At 68.6% G+C, this 15,581-nt stretch carries 13 protein-coding genes; 4 read left to right on the forward strand and 9 right to left on the reverse strand.

Going from position 1 to position 15,581, the window contains the following annotated elements:
- Nucleotides 1-3: 3 nt before the first annotated feature.
- The 4 genes from zwf (at nt 4) to OID54_RS09995 (ending at nt 4,109) form a co-directional block, all read left to right on the forward strand.
- Complete coding sequence (zwf, locus tag OID54_RS09980) at nt 4-1,536, forward strand: glucose-6-phosphate dehydrogenase (RefSeq protein WP_443055555.1); 1,533 nt, start codon at nt 4-6, stop codon at nt 1,534-1,536.
- The gene (opcA, locus tag OID54_RS09985) at nt 1,533-2,585 is read left to right on the forward strand and encodes a glucose-6-phosphate dehydrogenase assembly protein OpcA (RefSeq protein ID WP_329017038.1); all 1,053 of its coding nucleotides are present in this window, start codon (nt 1,533-1,535) and stop codon (nt 2,583-2,585) included. Before zwf ends, opcA begins: the two co-directional genes overlap by 4 nt.
- Complete coding sequence (gene pgl / locus OID54_RS09990; protein WP_329017041.1) at nt 2,582-3,364, forward strand: 6-phosphogluconolactonase; 783 nt, start codon at nt 2,582-2,584, stop codon at nt 3,362-3,364. The genes opcA and pgl overlap by 4 nt, the downstream gene beginning before the upstream one ends.
- 190 nt (nt 3,365-3,554) lie before the next feature.
- Nucleotides 3,555-4,109: a hypothetical protein gene (locus tag OID54_RS09995; protein ID WP_329017045.1), complete on the forward strand. Its 555-nt coding sequence runs from the start codon at nt 3,555-3,557 to the stop codon at nt 4,107-4,109.
- A gap of 45 nt (nt 4,110-4,154) precedes the next feature.
- Here the strand turns inward: OID54_RS09995 and OID54_RS10000 are convergent, their stop codons facing one another.
- The 9 genes from OID54_RS10000 to OID54_RS10040 form a co-directional block, all read right to left on the reverse strand.
- Nucleotides 4,155-5,822: a PH domain-containing protein gene (locus OID54_RS10000; protein WP_329017048.1), complete on the reverse strand. Its 1,668-nt coding sequence runs from the start codon at nt 5,820-5,822 to the stop codon at nt 4,155-4,157.
- On the reverse strand, nt 5,819-6,334 hold the full coding sequence (locus OID54_RS10005) for a PH domain-containing protein (RefSeq protein ID WP_329017051.1): 516 nt from the start codon (nt 6,332-6,334) through the stop codon (nt 5,819-5,821). Before OID54_RS10005 ends, OID54_RS10000 begins: the two co-directional genes overlap by 4 nt.
- A gap of 5 nt (nt 6,335-6,339) precedes the next feature.
- A complete protein-coding gene (gene pgi / locus OID54_RS10010) occupies nt 6,340-8,055 on the reverse strand; it encodes a glucose-6-phosphate isomerase (protein WP_329017054.1) in 1,716 nt (571 codons plus the stop codon).
- A gap of 225 nt (nt 8,056-8,280) precedes the next feature.
- Nucleotides 8,281-8,616 carry an RNA polymerase-binding protein RbpA gene (locus OID54_RS10015; protein ID WP_079110552.1) on the reverse strand — a complete coding sequence of 112 codons (336 nt, stop codon included), beginning with the start codon at nt 8,614-8,616 and terminating at the stop codon, nt 8,281-8,283.
- 134 nt (nt 8,617-8,750) lie between these two features.
- Nucleotides 8,751-8,981 (reverse strand): preprotein translocase subunit SecG, encoded by a 231-nt coding sequence (gene secG, locus OID54_RS10020; protein WP_329027374.1) that lies wholly within the window; start codon nt 8,979-8,981, stop codon nt 8,751-8,753.
- 117 nt (nt 8,982-9,098) lie between these two features.
- Nucleotides 9,099-9,875, reverse strand: coding sequence for a triose-phosphate isomerase (gene tpiA / locus OID54_RS10025; protein WP_329017058.1), 777 nt, complete (start codon nt 9,873-9,875; stop codon nt 9,099-9,101).
- Between the two features lie 8 nt (nt 9,876-9,883).
- A complete protein-coding gene (locus OID54_RS10030; RefSeq protein WP_329017061.1) occupies nt 9,884-11,095 on the reverse strand; it encodes a phosphoglycerate kinase in 1,212 nt (403 codons plus the stop codon).
- A 209-nt stretch (nt 11,096-11,304) separates the two neighbouring features.
- Nucleotides 11,305-12,315, reverse strand: a complete 1,011-nt coding sequence (gap, locus tag OID54_RS10035; RefSeq protein WP_250921193.1) for a type I glyceraldehyde-3-phosphate dehydrogenase — start codon at nt 12,313-12,315, stop codon at nt 11,305-11,307.
- 210 nt (nt 12,316-12,525) lie between these two features.
- Nucleotides 12,526-15,471: a M14 family metallopeptidase gene (locus OID54_RS10040; RefSeq protein WP_329017065.1), complete on the reverse strand. Its 2,946-nt coding sequence runs from the start codon at nt 15,469-15,471 to the stop codon at nt 12,526-12,528.
- Nucleotides 15,472-15,581: the final 110 nt, after the last annotated feature.

The raw sequence follows: 15,581 nt of genomic DNA on the forward strand, positions 1-15,581 counted from the left end.
AACTTGTTCGGTACCGGCGAAGCAAATCCGCTTCGTGATGCCGCCGACCGACGGCTCCCGCGCATCGCGGGGCCGTCGGGCCTGGTCATCTTTGGTGTCACGGGTGACCTGTCCCGTAAGAAACTGATGCCCGCCGTCTACGACCTGGCCAATCGCGGACTGCTGCCGCCGGGTTTCTCCCTGGTCGGGTTCGCCCGTCGGGAGTGGCAGAACGAGGACTTCGCGCAGGAGGTCCACGACGCGGTCAAGGCTCATGCCCGCACTCCGTTCCGTGAGGAGGTCTGGCAGCAGCTCATCCAGGGGATGCGCTTCGTCCAGGGCGACTTCGGGGACGACGACGCGTTCGAGACGTTGAAGAAGACGATCACCGAACTGGACGAGGCACAGGGCACCGGAGGCAATTTCGCCTTCTATCTGTCGGTGCCGCCGAAGTTCTTCCCCAAGGTGGTCAAGCAGCTGAAGAAGCACGGCCTGGCCGACCAGAAGGAAGGTTCCTGGCGACGGGCCGTGATCGAGAAGCCCTTCGGCCACGACCTGGTGTCGGCCAAGGAGCTCAACCAGGTGGTGCACGAGGTCTTCCCGCCCCACGAGGTCTTCCGCATCGACCACTACCTGGGCAAGGAGACCGTCCAGAACATCCTGGCGCTGCGGTTCGCGAACACCCTGTTCGAGCCGATCTGGAACCGGTCGTACGTCGACCATGTGCAGATCACCATGGCCGAGGACATCGGCATCGGCGGCCGGGCCGGGTACTACGACGGCATCGGTGCTGCGCGGGACGTCATCCAGAACCACCTGCTGCAACTGCTGGCGCTGACCGCGATGGAGGAGCCCGCCTCCTTCGACGCCGATGCACTCGCCGCGGAGAAGACCAAGGTGTTGGGCGCGGTACGGCTGCCCAAGGACCTCGGTGCGAACACCGTACGCGGCCAGTACGCGGCCGGGTGGCAGGGCGGCGCCAAGGCCGTCGGCTACCTCCAGGAAGAGGGCATCGACCCTCGGTCGACGACCGACACCTATGCGGCCGTCAAGCTGGAGATCGACAACCGCCGCTGGGCGGGCGTGCCGTTCTACCTGCGGACGGGCAAGCGCCTCGGGCGCCGGGTCACCGAGATCGCGGTCGTCTTCCAGCGCGCGCCGCACTCCCCCTTCGACCACACCGCCACCGAGGAGCTGGGGCAGAACGCCCTGGTGATCAGGGTGCAGCCGGACGAGGGCGTGACGCTGCGGTTCGGTTCCAAGGTTCCGGGCACCTCGATGGAGGTGCGTGACGTCTCGATGGACTTCGCCTACGGCGAGTCCTTCACCGAGTCGAGCCCGGAGGCGTACGAGCGACTCCTCCTCGATGTCCTGCTCGGTGACTCGAACCTCTTCCCGAGGGTGGAGGAGGTCGAGCTGTCCTGGAAGATCCTCGATCCCATCGAGACGTTCTGGGACAACAACGGCAAGCCCGCCCAGTATCCGTCCGGGACCTGGGGCCCGATCGAGGCGGACGAAATGCTCGCACGAGACGGACGGAGCTGGCGTCGCCCATGAAGATCGACCTCACGGACACCACATCCAGCAAGATCAACAAAGCGCTGGTGCAGGGGCGCCGAGCGGTCGGCACCCCGGCCGTCGGCATGGTCCTCACCCTGGTCATCGTCACGGACGAGGAGAACGCCTACGACGCGCTGAAGGCCGCGAACGACGCGTCCCGGGAGCACCCCTCGCGGACCCTCGTGGTCATCAAGCGGGTCTCCCGCTCACCGCGGGACCGGGCGCAGACGCGGCTGGACGCCGAGGTGCGGGTGGGCGCGGACGCCGGCAACGGTGAAACGGTCGTGCTGCGGCTGTACGGCGAGGTCACCGACCACGCCCAGTCCGTGGTGCTGCCGCTGCTGCTCCCCGACGCCCCGGTGGTGGTCTGGTGGCCGATCAACGCGCCGCTGGACCCCGCCAAGGACCCGCTCGGGGCGCTCGCCCAGCGGCGAGTCACCGACAGCTATGCGGCCGAGCGGCCGATCCACGAGCTGACCGCGCGCTCCGAGGCTTACACCCCCGGGGACACGGATCTGGCCTGGACCAGGATCACCCCCTGGCGCTCCATGCTCGCCGCCGCGCTGGACCAGGTGATCTGCGACGTCACCTCGGTCGAGGTGGAGGGCGAGGAGTTCAATCCCAGTGTGGAACTGCTGGGGATGTGGCTGGCGGATCGGCTCTCGGTACCGGTGCGGCGCTCGCTCTCCTCGGGGCCCGGGCTGACCGCGGTCCGCATGGAGACGAGCTGCGGCCCGATCGTCCTCGACCGCGCCGACGGGTCCCTGGCGAACCTCGCCATCCATGGGCAGCCCGACCGGGCGGTGGCCCTCAAGCGCCGTGAGACCGCGGAACTGATCGCGGAGGAGCTGCGCAGGCTGGACCCGGACGACACCTACGAGTCGACGCTGCGCTTCGGTGTGGACCGGCTGGACGACAGCGACGGCGGCGGGGCACGCCCCGGCACATCGGACGACGCCCGTCCGGTGGCCGAGCCCGCCGCGGAGAAGAAGGCGGCCCCGGCCGCCGCTCGCAAGGCCCCCGCGCGCAAGGCGGCGGCCAAGTGAGCGCTCCGCAGCTGGTCGTCCACCGCGACAAGGAGTTGATGGCACAGGCCGCCGCGGCCCGGTTGATCACCCGGATCGTGGATGCGCAGGCAGCACGCGGCTCGGCCTCGGTGGTGCTCACCGGCGGCCGTAACGGCAATGCCCTGCTGGCGGCCCTCGCGACCTCACCCGCCAGGGATGCGGTGGACTGGCAGCACCTCGACCTGTGGTGGGGTGACGAGCGGTTCCTGCCGGACGGGGACCCCGAGCGCAATGTCACCCAGGCCCACGAGGCACTGTTGGACCGGGTTGCGGTGGACCCTGCGCGGGTGCATCCGATGGCCCCTTCGGACGGTGCGTACGGCAGTGACGTGGAGGCGGCAGCCGCCGCCTACGCACAGGCGCTGGCTGCCGCATCCGGCCCGGAGGACCACGGTCCGGTGCCCACCTTCGACGTACTGATGCTGGGCGTCGGGCCGGACACCCATGTGGCCTCGCTCTTCCCGGAGTTGCCCGCCGTGCGGGAGACCGAGCGCACGGTGGTGGGGGTGCGCGGCGCACCGAAACCGCCGCCGACCCGGATCTCCCTGACGCTTCCGGCAATCAGGGCGGCCCGTGAGGTGTGGTTGCTGGCCGCGGGCGAGGACAAGGCCAATGCCGTGGCGATGGCGCTGTCGGGGGCGGGCGAGATCCAGGCCCCGGCCGCGGGCGCCCGAGGACGCAGCAGGACGCTCTGGCTGTTGGACGCGGCAGCGGCATCCGAGCTGCCCCGGGACCTCTACCCACCGGCCTCCGCCTAGGCGTGCCCGATGCCTGACGGCTGATGTCCGGTGCCTGATGTCCGGTGCCTGATGTCTGGCATCTGGTGTCTGTCATCTGACATCTGAGCAGTTGCTTCAACTGCCCTCGTGGCCCGGTCCGTTGCTCGGACCGGGCCACCGGTATGTTCCCGGGTGGAGGGTGCTCCCAAGGCGCCCGCAGGGAGGCGCCATGTCCTGGGGAAAGTGGACCACCGCTGTCGGAGCGGCGCTGTGGATGGCCACGGCCGCGTCGCTCAGCGCGTGCGGGACCCAGGGGGCCTCCTCCGGCACCAGCGGTCCCCCGCCCTCATCCTCCAAGCCCCCCGCAGCCGGGCCGAGCCCCTATGTGGAGGAGGGCGTGGTGGACGGCGCACCGCACAACCGGGAGAACAGCGCCCACCGCAGGGCGGGCGAGATCACCCCTGCTGACGCGGCGGCGGCAAGGAAGGCGGTCGACCGGATCCGTCCCGTGGTGGAGAAGCTGCGCCGCCAGGGCCGCATCGAACCGGAAGACGTGCTCCCGGCACTGCTCGGCCTCGGTTTCGACGCTTCACGCATGGAGGTCCAGCGCCCCTGGTCGGCGTGGGACGACTCGGACCCCGACGCCTCCTGGGGCACGGCCTTCGGCATCCACATCGGTACGACCGGCTGTGTCACCGGACGGGTCGTCGAGAGCGAGACATGGGCGAGTGTCAATGGGCCCTACCCCGAGACGGGCTGCCTCTATCCGGCGACCGGCCACTGACCGCCCCTCCCCATCGCCTGGGCATCTCCTGCAATTCCTGGGCGCTTAGTCAGCCGCCGCGTCGTCCCCGGCCGGTTCCTCCCGCTCCAGGAAGGGTTCCAGCAGCCCCGGCACCGCGTCCGCGGCGAAGGCGAGGCCCTCGCCGTGCGCCGCGTCGTGGACCGTGTAGGCACCGCTGCCCGCCGCGGTGGTCGCGGTCAGGGTCACCAGACCCGCGCGCCGCTGGAACAACGACTGCTGGACCACCCAGCCGATCACCCCACCGCGTTGCAGGGCGACCGTCGCCCGACGGGCGGTCCCGGAACGGGCGACGAGGTAGTCCCCGCTGAGCGCGTGCCCCAGACTGCGGTAGGCGTCCAGCGCGAAGAACACCGCCGCGGGCAGCGCCACCACGGCGAACCCCGCGGCCAGATACGCCAGTACGGGCGTCAACCACAGCCCCAGCACGGCCAGGACCAGGGTCGGGACGGCGACGGCTAGCAGCGCCCACCGCAGACGGCGGGCGCGGGCCGCCGCGGGGTGCGGGGTCAGGGGCGCGCTGGTCGGTGTGCGCACTTCCCTCAGTACACCGCCCGCGACGGTGTCCGCGATCTCTCGGGGCGCTGGCGGCAGCAAGGACTTGAGGTCGGCGTGCTTGTCGCCGTCGTCGTGGGAGATTCCGGTGGCGACGGCGTCCAACCGGGCCGCCCCCAGGAAACGTATGGCGAAGGGTTCGACGAGTTCGACGCCCCGCAGCCGACGCTCCTCCATGGAGACCGAGCGGGCGGTGAGCAGCCCTCGGCGCACCCGGAGGGTGCCGCCCTGCTCGCGTTCCAGCCGATAGCCCCACCAGACCTCGATCCAGACGCCGAGGGCCCCCACCACACCGGCCACGAGGGCGACCAGCACAAGGACGACCACCATCACCGCGATGGATGTGTCCTCGAAGCGGTCGCCCACCCAGTCGATCACTTCGCCTTGGGCCCCGAACCACTCGCTGACCTGCATCACCGCACCGGCTGCCGCACCGCCGAGTACCGGGGCGAGCACGGACAGCGGTGCGTAGCGGATCCAGGCGGGGTCGACGGCGGCGATCACGCCCTCACCGTGGACCGTGTCGGGGCGCGTGGGACGGCCGAGCAGTTCGGTGCGCAGCCGCTCGCCCTCGGCCTTGGAGACCGGATTCAGCTCCAGCGTCGATTCGCCGCCGCTGCGCTCCCCGGTGCCGATGCGGACCTTGACCAGGTCGAGGACGCGCAGCAGGGGGTTGGCGGAGAGGTCCACGCTGCGGATGCGCTCGCGGGCCAGGGAGCGCCGGGTGACCAGGAGGATTCCGGTGTGGAGTTCGACCCGCTCGGCGCCGACGCGGTAGCGGGTGCGGCGCCAGTTGAGGTACTCGACGGCCGCCCCTGCGAGCACAAGCAGGACGGCGGCGCCGAGCAGCAGGGCCAGACCGGTGCCTCCCTCGGGTACGAAGCCGAACCATGCACCGCTGGAGAGGCCGAGCAGTACCGGCAGACAGATGCCGGCGGCGACGGACAACAGGACGGCCGTCGTGACGAGCACGGCCCGTTGGTCGAGCTGCTGCCACGGGGCACCCTCGCCGGTGTCTTCCGACGAGGGGTGCAGCTGTGCGGCGGACGCATCAGTGTCCGTGCCCGTGTCCGTGACCCCGGGGGGATGGTCCGCCGGGGGTTCGTTCCCCTTGGGCTCCGCTGTGCCGTCCGGTGTCATGTGGCGTCCCCGGGCGTGGCCTGGGTGATCCGGGTCAAACGGTCGGCCAGCTCTGCGGCCAGTTGCTGATCGAGCCCTTCGATCTTGATCTCGCCACGGGACGAGGCCGTCGTCACGGTGACCGTGGACAGTCCGAAGGCCCGCTCCAGGGGTCCTCGCATGGTGTCCACGCGCTGGATCCTCGACATGGGGGCGATATGCCACTCCTGCCAGAAGGCACCCGTACGGACGTAGACCGCTTCGTCCGTCACCTCCCAGCGGTGGACGCGGAACCGCCAGGCGGGGACGGTGAAAGCCTCCACGACCCCGAGCACGGCCAGAACCCCGGCCACCGCAAGGAGCCAGCCACGGGCGGGGGTGATGAAGGCGGCGAGGACGGCCGGCACCCCTGCGACCACCGCGGTGCCGATCAATGACTGCACCCGCCACCAGCCCACGACCCGCTCATCGAGCATGTGGTTGGGCGGTCTCAGCCGCACCACGGCACTCTCACCCCTCGCCCCCTCATCCATCCGGATCAACGCCCTCGCAGGGAGCGGTACGTCGCGACCAGCGCGGCGGTGGAGCTGTCGAGCAAATCATCACTCTGGCCGCCCTGCGAGCCGGCTGCGTCAGTCGCACCGTCGGTGCCGTCCGTACCGTCAGTGCCACCCGTGGCGGTCAGCGCCGGTTCGAGCTGCTTGGCGAGCACCTTGCCGAGCTCGACGCCCCATTGGTCGAAGGAGTCGATGTTCCAGATCGCGCCCTGGACGAACACCTTGTGCTCGTAGAGGGCGATCAGTTGGCCGAACACCGAAGGGGTGAGGGCGTCGGCGAGGATCGTCGTCGTGGGGTGGTTGCCCAGGAAGGTCTTGTGCGGGACCAGCCGCTCCGGCACTCCTTCGGCACGCACCTCGTCGGCCGTCTTGCCGAAAGCCAACGCCTGGGTCTGGGCGAAGAAGTTGGCCATCAGAAGGTCGTGTTGGGCGGCTAGCGCGGGCCCGAGGTCCGCGACCGGACGGGCGAAGCCGATGAAGTCCGCCGGGATGGTCTTGGTGCCCTGGTGGATCAACTGGTAATACGCGTGCTGCCCGTTGGTGCCGGGGGTGCCCCAGACGACCGGCCCCGTCTGCCAGTCGACACGGGCCCCCGTACGGTCCACCGACTTGCCGTTGGACTCCATGTCGAGCTGCTGGAGATAGGCGGTGAAGCGACTCAGATAGTGGGAGTACGGCAGCACTGCATGGGACTGGGCGTCGAAGAAAGCGCCGTACCACACGCCCAGCAGCCCCAACAGGAGCGGCGCATTGGCCTCGGCGGGGGCCGTACGGAAGTGCTCGTCGACCAGGTGGAAGCCGTCGAGCATCTCCCGGAAGGCGGCCGGTCCGATGGCGATCATCAGCGAGAGGCCGATGGCGGAGTCAAAGGAGTAGCGTCCGCCGACCCAGTCCCAGAACTCGAACATGTTCGCGGTGTCGATCCCGAAGTCGGCGACCTTCTCGGCGTTCGTCGACAGGGCCACGAAGTGCCGGGGAACCGCTTCCTGACCCGCATTCAGCTGGCTGAGGAGCCAGTCCCGCGCCGAGGTGGCATTGGTGATGGTCTCGACCGTGGTGAACGTCTTCGACGCCACGATGAAGAGGGTCTCGGCCGCGTCCAGATCGCGTACCGCCTCATGGAGATCGGCTCCGTCGACGTTGGACACGAAGCGGACGGTCAGATCGCGCGCCGAGAACGAGCGCAGCGCCTCGTACGCCATCGCCGGACCGAGGTCCGATCCACCGATGCCGATGTTGACGACGGCCCTGATGGGCCTGCCGGTATGACCGGTCCACTCCCCCGACCTGATCTGCTCGGAGAAGGCCGCCATGCGGTCCAGGACCGCATGGACGTCGGGGACCACATTCACCCCGTCCACCTCGATCACCGCGTCGCGGGGGGCGCGCAGCGCGGTGTGGAGCACTGCCCGGTCCTCGGTGATGTTGATCCGGTCGCCGCGGAACATGGCGTCCCGCAGCCCGGCCACGTCGGTCGCTTCGGCCAGTGCCCGCAGCAGCCCCAACGTCTCGTCGGTCACCAGGTGCTTGGAGTAGTCCAGGTGGAGATCGCCGACCCGCAGGGTGTACGCGCTGCCGCGTGCGGCGTCAGCCGCGAACAACTCCCGTAGATGTGTCTGTCCCAGCTGCTCGCGGTGCTTGCCGAGAGCGGTCCACTCGGGAATCCGGTTGAGCCTGGGGCGGCTTGGTGCGTTCACTCGGACATCAGCCCAATTCTGTCGTGCTTGCCTGCTGCGCCGTCTCCAACCTAATTGATCAGAACGGCGGGTGAGAGGAGCACGCAGCGGCGTCGCCCGGTCAGAGCGAAAACGGGGCGAAGGGCACGACGGCCGTGGTAGGCGACCGAGGGGCCGACCGGCCCTCGCGATCGCGGGAAAAGCCTCCGGCCGGGCACCCAAGGTGTCCCGGCCGGTTTCCAAGTACTAGATTTCGCCGCGCAGTTTGGCGAGCGCCTCGGCGAGAATCGCTTCCCCGTCTGCGTCACTGCGCCGCTCCCGTACATAGGCGAGATGCGTCTTGTACGGTTCCGTGCGCGGCGGGTCCGGGGGACTGTCCCGGTCCTGACCGGCCGGGAATCCACAGCGCGGGCAGTCCCAGGTGTCAGGGACCTGCGCGTCACTGGCGAAGCTCGGCTGCGTCTCGTGCCCGTTGGAGCACCAGAAGGAGATGCGCAAGCGGGGCGCGGACTCGCCGCGCTCGGCCTCGCCCATCGGCCCCGCTCCGACCCGGCTTCCCCGGATCGCGTTGCCACTTGCCACGGTCGTAACTCCCTGCGTGATGGTGCTGTACAGCGTCTCACAGCGGCTGCGCCGCGGTGCCCCAGTCTACGTAAGGCCCAACGCTCGTCCAGGGATTGGAGTTACCTACCATCCCGGGGCGGGTAACCCGCAGGTCAGCTGTCCAGCTTCATCAGCAGACCCAGCACCATGATGCAGGCGAACCACATCAGACCGACCACGACGGTGATGCGGTCGAGGTTGCGCTCGGCGACCGAGGAGCCACCGACGGAAGACTGCATGCCGCCACCGAACATGTCGGAGAGGCCGCCGCCCTTTCCCTTGTGCATCAGCACCAGCAGCATCAGCAGCAGGCTGAAGACGATCAGGGCGATCGAGAACCCCATAACCACGGCTGGACCCTACTTCCTGGCAAATCTCTCGGAACTTCTATGACGACGGGGGCCGGATGGCAAGCCACCCCGGCCCCCGCAAGGGTACGACGGATCTGCCCTACCGCATACTCACTGGTCGCGGAAGCGGACGATCTTGACGAACTCGTCCGAGTCCAGTGCCGCACCGCCCACCAGGGCGCCGTCGACGTCGGGCTGGGTCATGATCGCGGCAACGTTCCCGGACTTGACCGAGCCGCCGTACTGGATGCGGACCTTGTCGGCCAGCTCCTGCGAGTACAGCTCGGCGAGCCGCCCACGGATCGCACCGCAGACCTCCTGGGCGTCCTCGGGAGTGGCGACCTCACCGGTGCCGATGGCCCAGACGGGCTCGTAGGCGATCACGATGGTCTCGGCCTGCTCGGCCGGGACGTCCTTGAGGCCGCCGTCGAGCTGGGCGAGGGTGTACTGCACCTGCTGTCCGGCCTTGCGGATGTCCAGGCCCTCGCCGACACAGAGGATCGGGGTGATGCCGTGCTTGAACGCGGCCTTCACCTTGGCGTTGCAGATCTCGTCCGTCTCGGCGTGGTACTGACGTCGCTCAGAGTGACCGACAGCGACGTAGGAGCACTTCAGCTTGGACAGCATCAAGCCGGAAATCTCGCCGGTGTACGCGCCGGATTCATGGGCGGAGATGTCCTGAGCGCCGTACTTGATCTTCAGCTTGTCGCCGTCGATCAGGGTCTGCACCGAGCGCAGATCGGTGAAGGGCACCAGAACGGCGACCTCCACGGCGTCGTAGTCCTTGTCCGCCAGGGCGAAGGCGAGCTTCTGGACGTGGGCGATGGCCTCAAGGTGGTTGAGGTTCATCTTCCAGTTGCCCGCCATCAGGGGGGTACGGGTACTCATGGAAAGGATCAGTCCTCCAGTGCGGCAAGGCCGGGAAGGGTCTTGCCTTCGAGATATTCGAGGCTGGCGCCGCCACCGGTCGAGATGTGACCGAAGGCGTTCTCGTCGAAGCCCAGGATGCGCACCGCGGCGGCGGAGTCCCCGCCCCCGACGACGGTGAAGGCCGGGGAGTCGAGGAGCGCCTGCGCCAGTGCGCGGGTGCCCTCGGCGTAGTCAGGGTGTTCGAAGACGCCCATCGGGCCGTTCCAGAAGACGGTGGCCGCATCCGCGAGCTTCGAGGCGTACAGCTTGCGGCTCTCGGGACCGATGTCCAGACCCTCCTGACCGGCCGGAATGGCATCCGCGGGGACCGTGTCGGGGTTGGCCGGGGCCTTCGTCTTCAGATCGGGGAACCCGGAGGCGATCAGGACGTCGACGGGCACCACGAACTCGACGCCCTGCGTCTTCGCACGCTCCAGGTACTTCTGGACCGCGGGAACCTGGTCCTCTTGGAGCAGCGAGTTGCCGACGTCGTGGCCCTGGGCCTTGAGGAAGGTGTACGCCATGCCGCCGCCGATCAGGATGCGGTCGGCCTTGTCCAACAGGTGGTCGATCACGCCGAGCTTGTCGGAGACCTTCGCCCCGCCGAGAACGACGACGTACGGGCGCTGCACCTCGTCGGTGAGCTTCTTCAGGACCCCCACCTCGGTGGCGATGAGGTAGCCGGCCGCGTGCGGCAGCCGGGCCGGGAGGTCGTAGACGGAGGCGTGCTTGCGGTGCACGGCGCCGAAGCCGTCGCCGACGTAGACGTCGGCGAGGGTGGCGAGCTCATCGGCGAAGGCGGCGCGCTCGGCGTCGTCCTTGCTGGTCTCGCCGGGGTTGAAGCGGAGGTTCTCGATCACCGCGACCTGACCGTCGCCGAGCCCCGCGACCGTGGCCTTGGCCGAGTCGCCGACGGTGTCCGTCGCGAAGGCGACGTCCGCACCGAGGAGCTCGCCGAGGCGGGCAGCGGCGGGGGCCAGCGAGAAGGCCGGGTCGGGTGCGCCCTTGGGGCGGCCGAGGTGCGAGGCGACGATCACGCGCGCACCCGCGGCGGCGAGTGCGGCGACGGTCGGCTGGACGGCGCGGATGCGGCCGTCGTCGGTGATGGTGGTGCCGTCGAGCGGCACATTGAGGTCGGCGCGGACAAAGACCCGCTTGCCTGCGACTCCATCGGCCAGAAGCTGGTCGATCGTCTTCATGGACAGGACTCCTCGGAGGGCTGTCTGAGAGCTGGACTGGGCTGTGTTTCGCCGGGCCGGGCCGCGCCTTCGAAGGCGCGGCCCGGTCGGCGTGGGCTGGGACGTGCGACAGGGCTCGAACCGCGCTTCACTGCGCAGCCCGAGCCCTGTTGCTCACCTCGTGGTGCTCCCGTTGCTGATCTGAGCGAAGCCGTTCAGAGCGGTGGTGCTCAGAGCTGGTTGCCGACGAAGACCGTGAGGTCGACGAGGCGGTTCGAGTAGCCCCACTCGTTGTCGTACCAGCCGAGGATCTTCACCGAGTTGCCCTCCTGGACCATGGTCAGGGAGGAGTCGAAGATGCAGGACGCGGGGTCGCCGACGATGTCCGAAGACACGATCGGGTCCTCGGTGTAGGCCAGGACACCGGCGAGGTCGCCACCCTCGGACGCCTTGCGGAAGGCCGAGTTGACCTCGTCCTTGGTGACCTCGCGGCCCAGCTCGACCACCAGGTCGGTGGCGGAACCGGTCGGGACCGGGACGCGCATGGCGATGCCGTCCAGCTTGCCCTTGAGCTGCGGAAGGACCAGAGCGGTCGCCTTGGCGGCACCGGTCGTGGTCGGGATGATGTTCTCCGCGGCTGCGCGGGCGCGGCGCAGGTCCTTGTGCGGGAAGTCCAGGATGCGCTGGTCGTTGGTGTAGGCGTGGATCGTGGTCATCAGACCGCGGACGATGCCGAAGTTCTCGTCGAGGACCTTGGCCATCGGCGCCACACAGTTGGTGGTGCAGGACGCGTTCGAGATGATGTGGTGGTTAGCCGGCTCATACTTGTCCTGGTTGACGCCGAGGACGATGGTGATGTCCTCGTCGCTGGCCGGAGAAGAGATGAGGACCTTCTTGGCGCCGCCGTCGATGTGCTTCTGGGCGTCGGCCTTCTTGGTGAAGATGCCCGTCGACTCGATGACGATGTCGACGCCCAGCTCACCCCACGGAATGTCGGCGGGGTTGCGCTCGGACAGCACCTTGAGAGTGCGGCCGTCGACCGTGATGGTGTCGGCGGTGTGCGACACCTCGGCCTTCAGTCGTCCCAGGATGGTGTCGTACTTCAGCAGGTGGGCCGTGGTCGCGGTGTCACCCAGGTCGTTGACAGCCACGATCTCGATGTCCGCACCCTGGTCCAGCAGCGCGCGGAAGTAGTTACGACCGATGCGGCCAAAGCCGTTGATGCCTACGCGGATCGTCACGAACCGATCTCCTCGTTGGTACGCCGGGTTTCGACGCCGGCGAGTTGTATGGGATGTCCCCGACCGCTTACGACCCTACCTCTCTGGGCGGCCCGAGGTGACATCAAGGGGCCCGTACGTGGCGACGGCGATCCGTACCCCCGAGTAGGGGGCTCGGACCGCCGTCGGTTGATCTTGACCTGATCTAGCTGTGCTGTTCGCTACCGAGCGTCAACGCCGCAGTGCACTGAGCGCCTTGCCAAGGAACTGTTTGCGGTCAGGAGCCGCCACGTGCTCCAGACCGAATCCGATCAACACGGTGTCCCTGGTGGTCACCGCGCTCGCCGACGGGAAGAGGTCCTGACTGCGGACCCAGTTCCCGCGCGGCACCGGGCTGCCGGCGGGCGGTGCCCCGACCGTCCAGGCGCCCAGCGAGGTCTCAAAGCCTTCGCCCTGTGCAGCACCGCTGGTGACGAGCTTGGTGTCGTCGACGAAGACGCCGCGTCCACCGTCGCTCGGGTCGGTGATGTAGGAGACGGAGACCTCGATCTGCTTGCCCGCGTAGGCACTCAGATCGAAGGAGGCGGACCGCCAGCCGTCGGAAGCCCCAGTGAAGGAGTTCCACGTGCCGGTGGTGCCACTGGGCGTGCATCCGTCGTCGCCGACGGTGAGGTAGCGCTTCAGATGCGGGTGCTGGTTGACGTAGAACCCTGCGCCGCACTCCGCGGGCACCGTGGTGCGGGTCCCACCGTTGAGATCGGGCAGCGTCGTCCAGTCGTCCTGACCGACGGTGTGCACCTCGACCACCGCATTGTCGTAGCCGGGCTCGGTGTTGAAGCTGAGGCGCAGATCGAGCTTCGGGGCGTCGGCCGCGCTGGTGCCGGTCAGATCGACCGGACGGCTCAGCCGCATCCAGGACGCGTTGCGGTGGCTGGCCGCCGCGTAGTACTGCCCCTCGTACGGCGAGAAGGGCATCCGTACGCCCTGGTAGTCGCCGGCAGCCGCACTGCGGAACTGCGGGAACTCGTCGGGCGGCAGGGTGTCCGAGGTGATGGTGTAGGCGCCCGCGGCGTCCAGCGGGTTGCCGTCGGCGCCCGCGAGGGCAGCCGCCGCGCCCGAGAGCCGTCCCTGGCCCGCGAAGTCCGTGACGTTGCCGAGGGACGCACGACCCGACGCACCCAGGTAGTACTGGGCGAAGTCGTCGCTGATCGCCCGGCCCAGGTTGGCGTTGCCGCCCGCCCGCTCACCGGCGGTGATCAGCTTGCCGCCCTCGTTGAGGTAGGACCGGACGGACTTGGTGACCGCCCAGGAGGGTGCGGCTGCACCCGTGTACCAGACGGCCGTCGAGAAGTGGCTGAGGACACCGAGGCGGTGCGGTGCGCCCTGGGTCGCCACGTCCCAGACGACGCCGCTGCGCTTGTTGTCGGCGAGCGCCTTCGTGTAGGTGGCGGCGTGCCGGGCCGCGGTGGTGCCGCCCTCTTCGGCGATCACCAGGGTGTCCGCGCGGGCACGTTCGGCGACGGTGTAGGTGAACGGGGTGCTGGAGGTGGTCTTCCCGTCCCTGGTGCGGCCGGTGAACCAGACCTCGACCTTGTCACCGGGGCGGGCGTCCTCCACTTCGGCGCGGTACTCGTCGAAGCGGATGTTGTCCTCGCCGCCGTAGGTCTCACCGCCCTTCCACGCCTTGAGGTCCTCGTCCTGGACGCGTCCGCCGTTGATGCGGTAGTTGAGCTCCTTGTCCCGGACCGACTTCCGGGCGACGACGGAGACCTCCTGGTCGCCACCGCGGGCGTAGGAGACGGTGAAGGGGTCGGGCGTGAAGTCCGCAGCCTTCAGTCCCAGTGACGACACCGGCTGGTCGGGTGTCGGCGCGCTTTCGGCGAGCGACAGCGCGAACGGGATGTTCTTGGCGAACTCCTGCTGGATCAGCTTCTCGTCATCCGGGAAGGTGAAGACGGAGGCGCAGTCCGCAGCGTTCCAGGCGTCGTTGGGATCGATCCGCGAGACGGTGGCACAGGTCGACATCTCCGGGGTGTACATCATCATCCCGTTGACGTTGGCCGCGTGTCCGTCGGCCTCGCCGTTGGTGATGTAGAGCTCGGAGGAGACCTGGGGGCGGTAGCCGGGGATCGCCGGGTTCCCGGGGGTGCCGGCCAGCGCCTTGTAGATGACGTCGTCGGGGGTGTCGGTGGCGATGTGCCAGCCGACTCCGTAGAGGATCAGCTCGGCGGCGGAGTGGTAGTTGATGCCGTACTCGAAGCCGATGCGCTTCTGGAAGGCGTCGATGGCCTTGGTCTCGGGCTCGGAGCCGGGGCGGCTGCCGCGGAAGGTCTCGTCGAAGGGGTCGGGCGAGGAGCCTTCGTCGTCGTATCCCCACTTGTACGAGAAGTTGCGGTTGAGGTCGACGCCGTCGCCCGCCTCGATCACACCGTTGCGGTCGTTGTCGCGCAGGTTCTTGCGCCACTGCCGCTCTTCGGTGCCCTGGAACGTGTAGTCGTATCCGTCGGGGTTGGCGGAGATCACGAACCACAGCTCGCTGGAGTCCACGATCTTGGTGATCCGCGGGTCCTTGCCGTAGTTGGTGAGGTAGTGGTGCATCAGCCGCCGGGTCATCTCAGGAGTGATCCACTCCCGGGCGTGCTGGTTGGACATGTACAGGGTGGAGGGCTTGGACCCATCCCGGTAGCGGTCGGCGCCCTTGCTGACCTTCAGGGCGAGGATGTCCTGGCCCTTGACGGACTTGCCGATGCTGATGACCTTGGTGAGGGAGGGGTGGGCCTGGGCGGTGGCGAGGATCTCGTTCTTGAGACCACCGGCGCCGCCATACGGGCGGTAGACGCCGTCACCCGCTGCCGCGAGCCGTTTGCTGACGGCGGCTGAGATCTTGTGCTCGGTGACGCCGACGCCCTGTTGGCGCAGCTCACCGGCCTGTTCGTCGGTGAGGTACAACTCGACAGTGCCGGTGCCCTGGTCGGGCACCTGGGAACTGAGTTCATGCCCGTCGGCGCCCGTCGCGAGGACCAACGGAACCTGGGCCTTGGTGATTTTCGCGTGCCATACGGACAGTCCGTCGCCGCCCCCGTCCGGGGCCGGCTCGGCCTGGGCGAGTGGTGCGACGGCTAGTGCGGCGGTCAGAAGTGAAACGGCGGCAAGGATCGCACTCGCTCTGCGTCTCATAAGCCCCCCTTGCTGGTGTGTGCCAGGAAAGTGAACAGACGCCAGACTCATCAGCGTCCATGGCCATGTCAAGGAGCGCGCGCTGGTATATGAGAGCGGGACGTGGCTGA

It is taken from the genome of Streptomyces sp. NBC_00690, from assembly GCF_036226685.1.
Lineage (GTDB): Bacteria > Actinomycetota > Actinomycetes > Streptomycetales > Streptomycetaceae > Streptomyces.

Bases quoted from the DNA above. Each gene is read 5' to 3' on its own strand.
- OID54_RS10005 (WP_329017051.1), bottom strand. From the start codon at position 6,334: ATGGATGAGGGGGCGAGGGGTGAGAGTGCCGTGGTGCGGCTGAGACCG.
- OID54_RS10000 (WP_329017048.1), bottom strand. From the start codon at position 5,822: ATGACACCGGACGGCACAGCGGAGCCCAAGGGGAACGAACCCCCGGCG.
- secG (WP_329027374.1), bottom strand. From the start codon at position 8,981: ATGGGGTTCTCGATCGCCCTGATCGTCTTCAGCCTGCTGCTGATGCTG.
- opcA (WP_329017038.1), top strand. From the start codon at position 1,533: ATGAAGATCGACCTCACGGACACCACATCCAGCAAGATCAACAAAGCG.
- OID54_RS09995 (WP_329017045.1), top strand. From the start codon at position 3,555: ATGTCCTGGGGAAAGTGGACCACCGCTGTCGGAGCGGCGCTGTGGATG.
- OID54_RS10030 (WP_329017061.1), bottom strand. From the start codon at position 11,095: ATGAAGACGATCGACCAGCTTCTGGCCGATGGAGTCGCAGGCAAGCGG.
- OID54_RS10040 (WP_329017065.1), bottom strand. From the start codon at position 15,471: ATGAGACGCAGAGCGAGTGCGATCCTTGCCGCCGTTTCACTTCTGACC.
- tpiA (WP_329017058.1), bottom strand. From the start codon at position 9,875: ATGAGTACCCGTACCCCCCTGATGGCGGGCAACTGGAAGATGAACCTC.